The organism is Bradyrhizobium sp. USDA 4503 (genome assembly GCF_054055815.1).
The window spans coordinates 1,252,395-1,265,425 of record NZ_JBSRXS010000001.1; the positions used below are offsets into that span (position 1 = coordinate 1,252,395).

General features: G+C 65.2%; 10 protein-coding genes and 1 pseudogene. 10 read left to right on the plus strand and 1 reads right to left on the minus strand.

Annotated elements, in window-relative coordinates:
• The first annotated feature begins 1 nt into the window (after position 1).
• Positions 2-3,130 carry an efflux RND transporter permease subunit gene (locus tag ACVMIH_RS06000; RefSeq protein WP_057018544.1) on the plus strand — a complete coding sequence of 1,043 codons (3,129 nt, stop codon included), beginning with the start codon at positions 2-4 and terminating at the stop codon, positions 3,128-3,130.
• A gap of 63 nt (positions 3,131-3,193) precedes the next feature.
• Here ACVMIH_RS06000 and erpA read toward each other — a convergent pair whose 3' ends face one another.
• A complete protein-coding gene (erpA, locus tag ACVMIH_RS06005) occupies positions 3,194-3,523 on the minus strand; it encodes an iron-sulfur cluster insertion protein ErpA (protein ID WP_016846874.1) in 330 nt (109 codons plus the stop codon).
• 138 nt (positions 3,524-3,661) lie between these two features.
• Between erpA and ACVMIH_RS06010 the strand changes: the two genes are divergently transcribed.
• The 9 genes and pseudogenes from ACVMIH_RS06010 to tatC all read left to right on the plus strand — a co-directional run bounded on the left by ACVMIH_RS06010 (position 3,662) and on the right by tatC (position 12,925).
• Positions 3,662-4,870, plus strand: a complete 1,209-nt coding sequence (locus ACVMIH_RS06010; RefSeq protein ID WP_456784900.1) for a deoxyguanosinetriphosphate triphosphohydrolase — start codon at positions 3,662-3,664, stop codon at positions 4,868-4,870.
• A gap of 9 nt (positions 4,871-4,879) precedes the next feature.
• Positions 4,880-6,676 carry an arginine--tRNA ligase gene (gene argS / locus ACVMIH_RS06015; RefSeq protein WP_456860980.1) on the plus strand — a complete coding sequence of 599 codons (1,797 nt, stop codon included), beginning with the start codon at positions 4,880-4,882 and terminating at the stop codon, positions 6,674-6,676.
• A gap of 118 nt (positions 6,677-6,794) precedes the next feature.
• Positions 6,795-8,258: an SPOR domain-containing protein gene (locus ACVMIH_RS06020; protein ID WP_456856169.1), complete on the plus strand. Its 1,464-nt coding sequence runs from the start codon at positions 6,795-6,797 to the stop codon at positions 8,256-8,258.
• Positions 8,259-8,304: 46 nt separating this feature from the next.
• On the plus strand, positions 8,305-9,327 hold the full coding sequence (gene nagZ / locus ACVMIH_RS06025) for a beta-N-acetylhexosaminidase (protein WP_456856168.1): 1,023 nt from the start codon (positions 8,305-8,307) through the stop codon (positions 9,325-9,327).
• Positions 9,324-10,145, plus strand: a complete 822-nt coding sequence (locus ACVMIH_RS06030) for a segregation and condensation protein A (RefSeq protein ID WP_057018539.1) — start codon at positions 9,324-9,326, stop codon at positions 10,143-10,145. Before nagZ ends, ACVMIH_RS06030 begins: the two co-directional genes overlap by 4 nt.
• Positions 10,146-10,167: 22 nt before the next feature.
• A pseudogene (gene scpB, locus ACVMIH_RS06035) lies at positions 10,168-11,055 on the plus strand (SMC-Scp complex subunit ScpB); the annotation flags it as partial.
• A 160-nt stretch (positions 11,056-11,215) separates the two neighbouring features.
• Positions 11,216-11,449: a twin-arginine translocase TatA/TatE family subunit gene (locus ACVMIH_RS06040; protein ID WP_057018537.1), complete on the plus strand. Its 234-nt coding sequence runs from the start codon at positions 11,216-11,218 to the stop codon at positions 11,447-11,449.
• 160 nt (positions 11,450-11,609) lie between these two features.
• Entirely contained in the window at positions 11,610-12,131 is a 522-nt protein-coding gene (tatB, locus tag ACVMIH_RS06045) for a Sec-independent protein translocase protein TatB (protein WP_057018536.1), read from the plus strand.
• Entirely contained in the window at positions 12,128-12,925 is a 798-nt protein-coding gene (gene tatC / locus ACVMIH_RS06050; protein WP_038381092.1) for a twin-arginine translocase subunit TatC, read from the plus strand. Before tatB ends, tatC begins: the two co-directional genes overlap by 4 nt.
• The last annotated feature ends 106 nt before the right edge of the window (positions 12,926-13,031 follow it).

Consider the following 13,031-nt stretch of genomic DNA (forward strand, 5'->3'; position numbering starts at 1 on the left):
GATGACGCTCTCCGAGCTTTGCATCCGCCGCCCGGTCATGACGACGCTGATCACGGCGTCGATCATCGCATTCGGCGTGTTCGGCTTCCGCCTGCTGCCGGTCTCGGCGCTGCCCAAGGTGGACTTCCCGACCATCGCGGTGACCGCGACCCTGCCCGGCGCCAGCGCCGACACCATGGCGGCCTCGGTCGCCGGCATCATCGAGCGCCAGCTCTCGACCATTGCCGGCATCTCCTCGATGTCCTCGAACTCCTCGCAGGGCACGAGCGTCATCACCATCCAGTTCGACCTCAACCGCAACATCGATGCCGCCGCGCTCGACGTGCAGACCGCGTTGACGATCGCGCAGCGCCGGCTGCCGATCGAGATGACGATCCCGCCGAGCTTCCGGAAGGTGAACCCGGCGGACTTCCCGGTGCTGTTCGTCTCGCTCGGCTCGGCGACGCTGCCGCTGTCGAGCGTCAACGAATACGGCGACATCACGATCGGGCAGGCACTGTCGCAGCTGCCGGGCGTCGCCCAGGTCTTGATCTACGGCGCGCAGAAATTCGCCATCCGCGTTCAGGCCGATCCGGAGGCCGCCGCCGCGCGCGGCGTCTCGATGGAGGATATCCGCGCCGCGGTGTCGCGCGCCAATTCGTCGACGCCGGTCGGTACCTTGAATGGCCCCAAGCAGGACGTCGCGCTGCAGGCCTCCGGCCAGATGGACAAGGCGGCCGACTACCGCCAGATCTATGTCGCCTGGCGCAACGGCTCGCCGGTCCGGCTCGACGAGATCGCCAAGGTCTATGACAGCGTCGAGAACGACAAGATCGCGACCTGGATGAACGACGAGCGGGCGATCGTGCTCGCGATCCAGAAGCAGCCCGACGCCAACACCGTGGCGGTGGTCGACGCCGTGCTGGCCAAGCTCCCGGCGCTGCGCGCCGCGATCCCGCCCTCGGTGACCATGCAGGTCATGATGGACCGCTCGGTCTCGATCCGCCAGGCGGTCAGCGACGTCGAGGAGACCCTGCTGATCGCGATCGGCCTCGTGATCCTCGTGATCTTCCTGTTCCTGCGCTCGGCCTCTGCCACCTTCATCCCGGCGCTCGCGGTGCCGATCTCGCTGTTCGGCACGTGCGCGGCGATGTACGCGCTGGATTACTCCATCAACAACATGACGCTGCTGGCGCTGACGCTCTCGGTCGGCTTCGTGGTCGACGACGCCATCGTCATGCTGGAGAACATCGTCCGCCACATCGAGCACGGCATGAAGCCGTTCGAGGCGGCGCTGAAGGGTGCCCGCGAGATCGGTTTCACGATCATCTCGATCACCTTCTCGCTGATCGCCGTGTTCATCCCGGTGCTGCTGATGGGCGGCATCGTCGGCCGCGTATTCCGCGAATTCGCGGTGACGATCTCGGTTGCGATCATCGTCTCCGGCTTCGTGTCGCTGACCCTGACGCCGATGCTGTGCGCCCGTGTGCTGCGCGCGCATGACGCGACCAAGCGGCCGAACGTCGTGCTGCGGGCGTTCGAGGCGATGTTCGAGGCCTGGCTGCGGGCCTATGAATGGGCGCTGGATTGGGTGCTGGCCAAGAAGGCCCTGATGCTGGTGGTGACGCTGGCTACGCTGGGCGGCACCATCTACCTCTACATGATCGTGCCGAAGGGCTTCTTCCCGCAGGAGGACACCGGCTTTCTGATCGGCGTGACGGAGGCTGCGACCGACACCTCGTTCGAGGCGATGAAGGTGCGCCAGCAGGCGCTGGTCGAGGTGCTGCGGACCGATCCGGCGATAGAGTACATCAACTCTACGGTCGGCTCCGGCGGTCCCAATCCGACGGCGAATTACGGCCGTCTGTTCATCGCGCTGAAGCCGCAGAAGATGCGTGACAACGCCACCGTGGTGATCGGCCGTCTGCGGCAGAAGGCGCGCGAGATCCCGGGCATGCAGGCGTTCTTCCAGAGCATCCAGAACCTCAGCATCGGCGGGCGCATCTCCAAGAGCCAGTATCAGTATGTGATGCAGAGCGGCGATACCGAGGCGCTGTACCGGCTGGCGCCCGAGATGCGCGACAAGATCGAGAAGATTCCGGGCTTGCTCGACGTTACCACCGACCTGTACATCAAGAACCCGCAGATGACGGTCGACATCGACCGCGAGAAGGCGGCGGTCTACGGCGTCACCGTCGATCAGGTCCGCAACCAGCTCTACAACGCCTATGGCGCGCGGCAGGTCGGCACCATCTACATGCCGTCGAACGACTACCAGATCATCCTCGAGGTGCAGCCGCAGTTCCGCGTCGATCCGTCCGACCTCTCGAAGCTCTACATGAAGACCGCGAACAACCAGACCATTCCGCTGGATGCGGTGGCGAGGCTGGTGCCGACGGTCGGGCCGTTGCAGATCAACCACCAGGGCCAGCAGCCGGCGGTGACGATCTCGTTCAACCTCGCGCCGGGCACCTCACTCGGCTACGCGGTCGACAAGATCACCGAACTCGAGCAGACCGCGAACCTGCCGCCGACGATTGTGACCGGCTTCTCCGGCACCGCGCAGGTGTTCCAGGATTCGCTGCGCGGGCAGGGCGTGCTGATCCTCGCCGCGGTGTTCGCAGCCTTCGTGATCCTCGGCATTCTCTATGAGAGCTTCATCCACCCGATCACCATCATCTCCGGCCTGCCGTCGGCCGGTATCGGCGCGATCCTGACGCTGATGATGTTCGGGATGGAGCTGTCTGTGATTGCGATGATCGGCATCGTGATGCTGGTCGGCATCGTCAAGAAGAATGCGATCATGATGGTCGACTTCGCGCTGGAGCGTCGCCGCGTCGGCCTCAGCGCCGAGCACGCGATCCGCGAGGCGGCACTGCTGCGCTTCCGTCCGATCATGATGACGACGTTCGCGGCGATCTTCGGCACGCTGCCGATCGCGCTCGGCGCGGGTGCCGGCGCCGAACTGCGTCAACCGCTCGGCGTCGCCGTGGTCGGCGGCCTCTGCGTGTCGCAGCTGCTGACGCTGTTCATCACGCCGGTGATCTACATCTATCTCGACCGCATCGACCGCAGGCTGCGCCGCAAGCTCGACCCGCAAGCCGAGGCGGGCGGCGACGTCGAGCGACCGCAGGTGGTCGCGGCGGAATAGCCGAGCATTCGGCGCGAGCCGGAAACCGGCGCGCCGGGAGAAACCGCCCGGGATCGCGAAGCGTTAGATCGAGAAGCTGGTGCCGCAGCCGCAGGAGGCGGTGGCGTTCGGATTGACGACGCGGAACGAGGCGCCGATCAGGTCGTCGACGAAGTCGACCTCCGAGCCCGCGAGGAACGGGACCGAGGCGGGATCGATCAGCACCACCGCGCTGTCGCGTTCGATCACGAGGTCGTCATCGGCCTGGGTGCGCTCGACGTCGAACTTGTACTGGAAACCGGAGCAGCCGCCGCCCTCGACCGAAATGCGCAGCTTGGCGCCTTCGCCTTCTTTGCTGAGGATCTGCCCGATCCGGCGGGCGGCCCGTTCGCTGACGGTGATGGCAGCAGTCATGTCGGTCTCCGAAACCCTATTTGAGCATGATCCGATCCGGATCAGGCCCGGCGTCATCCCCAATTCATTTGGTCGGCCGCCTCAGTCATAGTTAAGTGCGTCGGACCATGGAATCAAATGGATAAGGACTAAAATACAGTGTCGGTCGGAATGGCTGCCCCCCGCGCGCCTTATGCCTGCGACCCCGATCGCAGCCGCGGCCGGCTGGTCGCGGAGCCGCCGAGCCGGACCCGGAGCCCGTTCCGGCGCGACTGCGACCGGGTGATTCATTCCACCGCGTTCCGCCGCCTCAAGCACAAGACGCAGGTCTTCGTCTTCCACGAAGGCGATCACTACCGCACGCGGCTGACCCATTCGCTGGAGGTCGCGCAGATCGCCCGGGCGCTGGCCCGCCAGCTCGGGGTCGACGAGGACCTGACCGAGACGCTGGCGCTGGCGCATGACCTCGGCCATCCGCCGTTCGGCCATGCCGGGGAGCGGGCGCTCGACGAATGCCTCAGGGATGACGGCGGCTTTGACCATAATGCGCAGGCGCTGCGGGTCGTCACCTCGCTGGAGCATCGCTACCCCGAATTCGGCGGGCTGAACCTGACCTGGGAATCGCTCGAAGGGATCGTCAAACACAACGGTCCGTTGACCGAACGCGGTGGCGCACCGGCCGGCCGCTACCTAGGGAGTGGAATCCCGATCGGAATTGCCGACTACAACAAGGGCCACGACCTCGAGCTCTGGAGCTATGCCTCGCTCGAGGCGCAGATCGCGGCCTTCGCCGACGACATCGCCTATGACGCGCACGACATCGATGACGGCCTGCGTGCCGGTCTTTTCGCGGTCGACGACCTCAAAGAGATGCCGCTGACCGCCGACATCATCGCCGAGATCGACCGCCACTATCCCGGGCTCGACGAGGTCCGGCGCGGCGCCGAACTGGTGCGTGAGCTGATCTCACACTTCATCAGCGCGGTCTTCAACGAGGCGAGCCGGCGCCTCGCGGCCGCGCAGCCGCAATCGGCCCACGACGTGCGCCACCACAATGCCCCGCTGATTGCGTTTCCGTCCGAGGTGGCGGAGCAGGAGGCGGCGATCAAGGCGTTCCTGTTCCGGCGGATGTATCGCCACAAGCGGGTGATGCTGGTGATGGGGGAGGCGGAGGAGGTGGTCCGCAACCTGTTCGAGCGCTACCTGCAATCGCCTGAAGACCTGCCGGCGGAATGGATCGAGGGCAGCGTGCAGGAGACCGGGAGCGCTCGGAACAGGCGGATCGGCAATTTCATTGCCGGGATGACCGACCGTTTCGCCCTGATCGAGCATCAAAGGCTTTTTGACTCGACCCCGGATTTGCGTTAGCGCCCTGCCATGACCGACACCACTGCTTCACCACACCTTTTTGCCGACATGCTGACGCGCGTGCATGCGATCTGTGCCGCTGTCGCAGCCGAGGACAATTGGCCCGCCGGCATCGATCTGTCCCGCGTCGTGGTGGAGCCGCCGCGCGACGCCAGCCATGGCGACATGGCGACCAATGCCGCGATGGTGCTCGCCAAGGATGCCAAGGCCAAGCCGCGCGAGCTCGCCGACAAGATCGCCGAGCGGCTGCGCGCCGATGCGCTGGTGGCCTCGGTCGATGTCGCCGCGCCCGGCTTCATCAACCTGACCTTGAAGCCGCAGGTCTGGGCGGACGCGCTGCGCGCCGTGCTGGCCGCCGGCTCGGCTTACGGGCGCAGCGACATCGGCAAGGCCGAGAAGGTCAATGTCGAATATGTCTCGGCCAACCCGACCGGACCGATGCATGTCGGCCATTGCCGCGGCGCCGTGTTCGGCGACGCGCTGTGCAGCCTGCTGCAATTCGCGGGCTTCGACGTCTGCCGCGAATACTACATCAACGACGCCGGCGCTCAGGTCGATGTGCTCGCACGCTCGGCGTTCCTGCGCTACCGCGAGGCGCTGGGCCAGGACATCGGCGCGATCCCGGAAGGGCTCTATCCCGGCGATTACCTCGTGCCGGTCGGCGAGGCACTCGCCAAGGAATATGGCAAGAAGCTGCTCGACATGAGCGAAGCCGCGTGGCTGCCGATCGTGCGCGACAAGGCGATCGCGATGATGATGGAGATGATCAAGGGCGATCTCGGCGCGCTCAATATCCATCACGACGTGTTCTTCTCCGAGCGCTCGCTTATCACGTCAGGCAACAACAAGGTCGCCGAGACCATCGATTTCCTGCGCGCCAAGGGCGACATCTACGAGGGCCGCCTGCCGCCCCCGAAGGGCAAGCCGGTCGAGGACTACGAGGACCGCGAGCAGTCGCTGTTCCGCGCCACCGCCTATGGCGACGACGTCGATCGTCCGCTGATCAAGTCGGACGGCTCCTACACCTACTTCGCATCCGACATCGCCAACCACCGCTACAAATTCGAGCGTGGCTTCACCAATCTGATCGACGTGTTCGGCGCCGATCATGGTGGCTACATCAAGCGCATGCAGGCCGCCGTGAAGGCGGTGACCGCGGGCAAGGCTGTGCTCGACGTCAAGATCGTGCAGCTCGTGAAGCTGCTGCGCGACGGCGAGCCGGTGAAGATGTCGAAGCGGTCCGGCGAATTCGTCACGCTGCGCGAGGTGGTCGACGAGGTCGGCTCCGACGCTGTCAGATTCATGATGCTGTTCCGCAAGAACGACGCGGTGCTCGATTTCGACCTCGCCAAGGTGATCGAGCAGTCAAAAGACAACGCGGTGTTCTACGTCCAGTACGGCCACGCCCGCGGCCATTCGATCTTCCGCAACGCGCGGGAGGAAGCGGTTCCCGATCTGCCCGAGACCGATGAGGCCCGGCAGGCCTATCTCCGTAATGCTACGGTCGAGCGGCTGACCGACCCGGCCGAGCTCGAGCTGCTCAAGCGGCTTGCGCTTTATCCGCGGATAATCGAGGCTGCCGCGGTGGCACATGAGCCACACCGAATCGCTTTTTATCTCTATGATTTGGCCAGTGAATTTCATGCGCTTTGGACCAAGGGGCGCGATTTGCCCTATTTACGCTTCATTATCAATAATGATGCAGAGATCACGAGGGCGCGACTGGCAATGGTTCAGGGCGTCGTCTCGGTTCTGGCATCGGGCTTAGCTGTTCTAGGCGTCCACGCTCCGACCGAGATGCGGTAGGCAGGGGCATTAGGCCCTCACGAGTGGGGATTTGTGAGGGCATCTGGCAGGGGCCAACTCGTTCGGACCGGCTGTGCCGGCGATCTTGGCGCTGTCCCGAAGGGGATGCATGATCACAATGGCTGATCGATATCAGGACCGACATTTTCCCGCCGACACGGCTTCCAAGGCCGACAGCGATCCGCTTGCCGAACTGGCACGGCTGATCGGCCAGACGGATCCCTTCGGCAGCGCGAACAAGCCACCGCCGCGACCGCTGCAGTCGCGCGCCAACGCGCGGCCGCAACAGTACGAGCCGCAGGCCGCGGACGAGGATGCGCCGCCCGCGGGCCCGCCGCCCTGGATGCAGCGCGCGCGGCAGGAGGCTGTCGCTCCGCCTCCCGTGCAGAACATCGAAGACGAAGAGCCCGAGCAGGACTACCAGCCGAAGCCGGTGCATCCGTTGCATCGCTACGCGGCTCAGCAGGCGCAGCCCGCGCCCGCGCCGGTGGCGCAGTATCGGCCGGTCGAGGCCCCTCGGCAGCCGGAGGCATTTGACGATGAGCCGCACTATCAGAGTGGCGGTCAGAGTCAGGATCCGTCGCGCTATGACGACGCGCTCTACGGCCAGCTGGAAGCCGGCGAGCAGGACCTGCAGCGCGATCCCGCCTATCCGGACGATCCCTATGCCTATGAGGAGGCCTACGAGGAAGAACCCGAGCCCCGCCGGCGGCGCAGCGGCCTGATAACGGTCGCCGCGGTGCTGGCGCTCGGCGTGTTCGGTGTCGGTGGCGCGTATGCCTACCGGACCTACGTCGGTTCGCCCCGCAGCGGTGAGCCGCCGATCATCAAGGCTGACAACACGCCGACCAAGGTGATCCCGGCCCAGGCCGACGCGCCGGCCAAGACGCCGGACCGCATGGCGACGGGCGACGGCACCGAGAAGATCGTGTCGCGCGAAGAGACGCCGGTCGACGTTAATTCGAAGACCGCCGGACCGCGCGTCGTGTTTCCGCCCCTGAACGCCAATGCGAATCCACCGCCGCCCGCGAGCGTGCAGACGGCACAGCCGGCGCCGGCGCCGATCACCGCGAACGGCACCTTGCCGAACAACGAGCCGCGCAAGGTCCGCACGCTCTCGGTCAAGGGCGATACGCCCGATGGCACGCAGGCGACCTCGGCCGTGCCGGCGAAACCTGCGGCGGCGAAGCCTCCGGTGTCGCGCGGCAACCCGGCTGCGGCCAACGCCAGCGTCAACTCGCCAATGGCGCTTGTTCCCGGCCAGGCTGAGGCGGCTCCGGCCGCGCCTCCGACCCGGGTGGCCTCGACCTCGGCAGCTCCGGTTGGTGGTGGCGGATATCTGGTCCAGGTCTCCTCGCAGAAGAACGAAGCGGACGCGCAGGCGTCCTATCGGACGCTGCAAGGCAAATATCGCAGCGTGCTCGGTTCGCAGCCTCTGGTAGTCAAACGCGTCGATCTCGGCGAGAAGGGCGTCTACTACCGCGCCTTCGCGGGCCCGTTCGCGTCGTCGGAAGAGGCGAGCCAGCTGTGCCGGAGCCTGATGTCGGCTGGTGGGCCGCAGTGCCTCATCCAAAGAAATTAAAGGCCGTTTCCTTGACCCGTGAGCTGCATACGGCCTAATCGGCCGAATGACGAACCGCGCATTCATCACGGGCATATCCGGGCTGATCCTCAACGACGCCGAACGCGAATTCATTCGCGCCGAGCGGCCATGGGGCTTCATCCTGTTCAAGCGTAACATCGAGAGTCATGCCCAAGTGGCGGCTCTTGTTGGAGAACTCCGGTCCGCAGTCGGCGTCGCCGATGCCCCGGTCCTGATCGACCAGGAAGGCGGGCGGGTGCAGCGGCTTGGCCCGCCGCATTGGCCGACGTATCCACCGGGCGCGAGCTTTGTGGCACTCTACGACATCGATCCGAAACTCGGGCTTGCGGCAGCTCGGCTCAGCTCACGGCTGATTGCGGCCGACCTGACCGATCTCGGAATCACCGTCGATTGCCTGCCTTTGGCCGACGTTCCCGTGGCCGGGGCGGACGCGGTGATCGGCAACCGGGCCTATGGAACTGAACCCGGCAAGGTCGCGGCGATCGCCCGGGCGGTCACGGACGGACTGGAACAGGGCGGGGTGCTGCCGGTTCTCAAGCATATTCCCGGCCATGGCCGGGCCACGGCGGACAGCCATTTCCGGCTTCCGACCGTTGATACCGCCAAGGCCGAGCTGGAACGGACCGATTTTGCCGCGTTCCAGCCGCTTGCGGATCTGCCGATGGCCATGACTGCACATGTTGTGTTTAGCGCGCTCGACCCCGTCCATCCGGCGACGACTTCTGCGACAATCATCGAACAGGTGATTCGCGGCCTGATCGGGTTCCAGGGTTTGTTGATGAGTGATGACGTGTCGATGAATGCGCTGGCCGGATCGATTGCCGAGCGGACCCGCGCCATCGTCACCGCCGGTTGCGACATGGTTCTGCACTGCAACGGCAATATTGACGAGATGCGCGAGGTCGCACGCGAAACGCCGGAACTGACCGGCAAGGCGCTTGAGCGCGCCAAGGCGACGCTCGCCGCGCGCAAGCCGCCTGAGCCGCTCGACCGGCAGGCGGCACGGGCTGAACTGGATGCGTTGTTGGATCGGGTAGGGACGGCATGACCGCTGAAATTCTTTCGTTTGATACCGGGCGGCCGGCCGACGTCGCCGAGGGCGAACCGGCGCTGGTGGTCGACGTCGAGGGCTATGAGGGCCCGCTCGACCTGCTGTTGACGCTGGCGCGGCAGCAGAAGGTCGACCTGTCGAAGATCTCGATCCTTGCGCTTGCCGACCAATATCTTTCGTTCATCGAGGCTGCCCGCAAGATTCGCCTCGAGCTTGCGGCCGACTATCTGGTGATGGCGGCGTGGCTGGCGTTCCTGAAGTCGCGGCTCCTGCTGCCCGAGCCGCCGAGCGCGGAGGGGCCGAGCGCCGAGGAAATGGCGACCGCGCTCGCCAACCGGTTGCGCCGGCTGGAGGCGATCCGCGAGGCGGCGAACCGGCTAATGAACCGGCCCCAGTTCCAGCGCGATATCTTTCCGCGCGGCAATCCGGAATCGATCGCCGAGATCAAGCATCCGAAGTTCACCGCGACCCTGTACGACCTGCTGTCGGCCTACGCCACGCAGCGCCAGTCGCGCGTACTGACGACGGTTCATCTGCAAAAGCGTACCGTATGGTCGCTGGCCGAAGCGCGTGCGTCGCTGGAGCGGCTGGTCGGCATCGCCGAGGACTGGAGCTGCCTCGACGAGTATCTGATGAATTACGTCGCCGATCCCACCCAGAAGGCGACGGTGTTCGCATCGAGCTTCGCTGCCGCCCTCGAACTGGTTCGCGAGGGCGAGATGGAGATCAACCAGAAGCAGGCGTTCGCGCCGATCTATTTCCGAAAGCGTCAAGCGCAGGCCGCAATGGCAGCGCCGGACCTGTCGGTTGAGTAAGTGGAAGAAGGAGAGCAAGCCCATGGCAAGCTTGGCGGAAGTGCGCAGAGAAGAGCCCGAGGAGGAGGTTTCTCCTATGGATCCGGTGGCGCGTCCTGAGGAATTGCGGCTCCTGGAAGCCCTGTTGTTTGCATCGGCCGAGCCGATCGATCAGGCAACGCTGGCAAAGCGGATGCCCGACGGCGTCGACGTCAAGGCGGCGCTCGCGCAGCTGCAGGCGGAATACGCGCCGCGTGGCGTCAACCTGGTGCGTGTCGCCAACAAGTGGACGTTCCGCACCGCCGGCGATCTGTCGTGGCTGATGACGCGCGAGAGCACCGAGACGCGGAAGCTGTCGCGCGCCGCGATCGAGGTGCTGGCGATCGTCGCCTATCACCAGCCGGTGACTCGCGCCGAGATCGAAGAGATTCGCGGCGTGGTCACGTCGAAGGGCACGATCGACGTGCTGCTCGAGACCGGCTGGATCCGCCCGCGCGGCCGCCGCAAGACCCCGGGCCGTCCGCTCACCTTCGGAACCACCGACGCGTTCCTGTCGCAGTTCAGCCTGGAAGCCCTCGGCGACCTGCCGGGGCTTGAGGAGCTGAAGGGCACGGGTCTGCTCGACTCGCGTCTGCCGACCGGATTTTCCGTTCCGTCGCCGTCGGATGACGCGACGCTGCGGGAGGACGAGGAGCCGCTCGAGCCGGGTGATACGCTGGAACTGCTGCTGGCGCCGGCGGTCGAGCCGGAAGCCGAGGAACCGAAGGCCGACGCAGAAACGACTGACGAGGTTGGGACTGCTGAGGTCGAAACGACCGCCCAAGCGGAGGTCGAGGCGGACGTTGCCTCTGATCCGGATGCGGCCGAACCTGATGCTGGCGAGCCGGAAGACCGCGCCGACCACGAGGGTGATGACGCCGACACCGAGGACAAGGGCGAATAAGCCTGAATATTCCCGGTTAAGCCTAGCAATATTACTGTAGCCGCGACAGCGATTTGCCGCGGCCGAGGTCCTTGTTTTTGACACCCCGCGGGCCTACCTTCCGGCAAAGTTCAGGCCGGTCCGCCGGCCATTTCTGGAGGGTTGCAGGATGGGTTCGTTGAGCATTTGGCACTGGATCGTCGTGATCGCAGTGGTCCTGCTGCTGTTCGGACGCGGCAAGATTTCTGATCTGATGGGTGACGTTGCCCAAGGCATCAAGGCCTTCAAGAAGGGCATGCAGGACGACGACAAGGTCGCCGAGAAGACCGAGCCCACCAAGTCGATCGATCACAATGCGGCGCCGTCGGCCACGCGCCAGGACGTCGGCAGCAAAGCCGTCTAACGCGCTTGTACTGACGCATATTTCGACGTTTTTTCTTGCGCGAAACGGTGACGCCGTCGCACAGACGCGCTATGGACGCCGATTGAGAAAAGGCGCCGGCAGCCCCAGATCCTGTTGGGAGCGGTGGGGCCGATGGCGGCGCGCTTAGGCGGAAGAATTCATGTTCGATATCGGGTGGAGTGAACTGGTCGTCATCGCGGTCGTCGCGCTGATCGCCATCGGCCCGAAAGAACTGCCGGGCGTGCTGCGCATGGTCGGGCAATGGATGGGCAAAGCCCGCAAGATGGCCTCCGAATTCCAGGGCCAGTTCCAGGAAGCCATGCGCGAAGCCGAGATGGCCGACCTCAAGAAGAGCTTTGACGAGGTCAAGGAGGCCGCAACCGGCATCACCAGCGGCAACATTATGACCTCGCTGCAGAAGGACGTCAGCGACGCCCTGCAGATCGACAAGCCGGTCGATGCGCAGGTCGCGTCCGCAATCGACGCACCGGTGGCGTCAAGTGACACACCGGTGACGCCCACGACTCCCGCCGAGCCGACGCCGGAAACCTTCGTCGAGGCCGAGGCGCACGCGGCAGCCAGCGAGCCGCTTGCGATCACCAATGAGGTGAAGGCCGAGCCGGCGCCGCAGGACGTGACGCCGGTACAGCCCGACGCGCTCAAGGACGCGAGGGCGTCATGAGCGCCGAAGACATCGAGGCCAGCAAGGCCCCCTTGATGGATCACCTGATCGAGCTGCGCTCGCGGCTGATCAAGGCGCTGCTCGGCTTCGGCGTGGCCTTCATCATCTGCTTCTTCTTCGCCAAGCAGATTTACAACGTGCTGGTCTGGCCGTTCGTCTGGATCGCGGGGCCGGAGAATTCGAAGTTCATCTACACCGCGCTGCTGGAATATTTCATCACCCAGCTGAAGCTCGCATTGTTCGGCGCCGGCTTCATCTCGTTTCCGATCGTCGCCACCCAGATCTACAAATTCGTCGCGCCCGGTCTCTACCGGCATGAGCGCAACGCGTTCCTGCCGTATCTGATCGCCACTCCGGTGTTCTTCGTGATGGGCGCGGCGCTCGTCTATTTCGTTGTGCTGCCGATGCTGGTGCGGTTCTCGCTCGGCATGCAGCAGGCCGGCGGCGCGGAGACCGCGCAGATCCAGCTGCTGCCCAAGGTCGGCGAATATCTTTCGCTGATGATGTCGCTGATCTTCGCCTTCGGCATCGCGTTCCAGCTGCCGGTGATCCTGACGCTGCTCGGCCGCATCGGCATCGTCACCTCGAAGATGCTGAAGGAGAAGCGGCGCTACTTCATCGTGATCGCCTTCATCATCGCCGCCGTGCTGACGCCGCCCGACGTGCTGAGCCAGGCCTCGCTCGCGATCCCGCTGCTCGCGCTCTACGAGGGCGCCATTATCGCGGTCCGGATCGTGGAGAAGAAGGCCGCGACCTCGAATGCGTCGTCCGGGGCGACCAATCCGGCCGAATAGGGTGATTTCACCTCACAGTCGGTGTCATACCCCGCGAAAGCGGGGTATCCCGTACGCCGCGGCTTCTCGGTGACACGCCGACGTCTCTGGAATGCTGGATCACCCG

What these genes read in the sequence shown, in the direction of transcription:
- ACVMIH_RS06000 (WP_057018544.1), top strand. Translation starts at nt 2, where the DNA reads ATGACGCTCTCCGAGCTTTGCATCCGCCGCCCGGTCATGACGACGCTG.
- erpA (WP_016846874.1), bottom strand. Translation starts at nt 3,523, where the DNA reads ATGACTGCTGCCATCACCGTCAGCGAACGGGCCGCCCGCCGGATCGGG.
- argS (WP_456860980.1), top strand. Translation starts at nt 4,880, where the DNA reads ATGACCGACACCACTGCTTCACCACACCTTTTTGCCGACATGCTGACG.
- ACVMIH_RS06020 (WP_456856169.1), top strand. Translation starts at nt 6,795, where the DNA reads ATGGCTGATCGATATCAGGACCGACATTTTCCCGCCGACACGGCTTCC.
- nagZ (WP_456856168.1), top strand. Translation starts at nt 8,305, where the DNA reads ATGACGAACCGCGCATTCATCACGGGCATATCCGGGCTGATCCTCAAC.
- ACVMIH_RS06030 (WP_057018539.1), top strand. Translation starts at nt 9,324, where the DNA reads ATGACCGCTGAAATTCTTTCGTTTGATACCGGGCGGCCGGCCGACGTC.
- ACVMIH_RS06040 (WP_057018537.1), top strand. Translation starts at nt 11,216, where the DNA reads ATGGGTTCGTTGAGCATTTGGCACTGGATCGTCGTGATCGCAGTGGTC.
- tatB (WP_057018536.1), top strand. Translation starts at nt 11,610, where the DNA reads ATGTTCGATATCGGGTGGAGTGAACTGGTCGTCATCGCGGTCGTCGCG.
- tatC (WP_038381092.1), top strand. Translation starts at nt 12,128, where the DNA reads ATGAGCGCCGAAGACATCGAGGCCAGCAAGGCCCCCTTGATGGATCAC.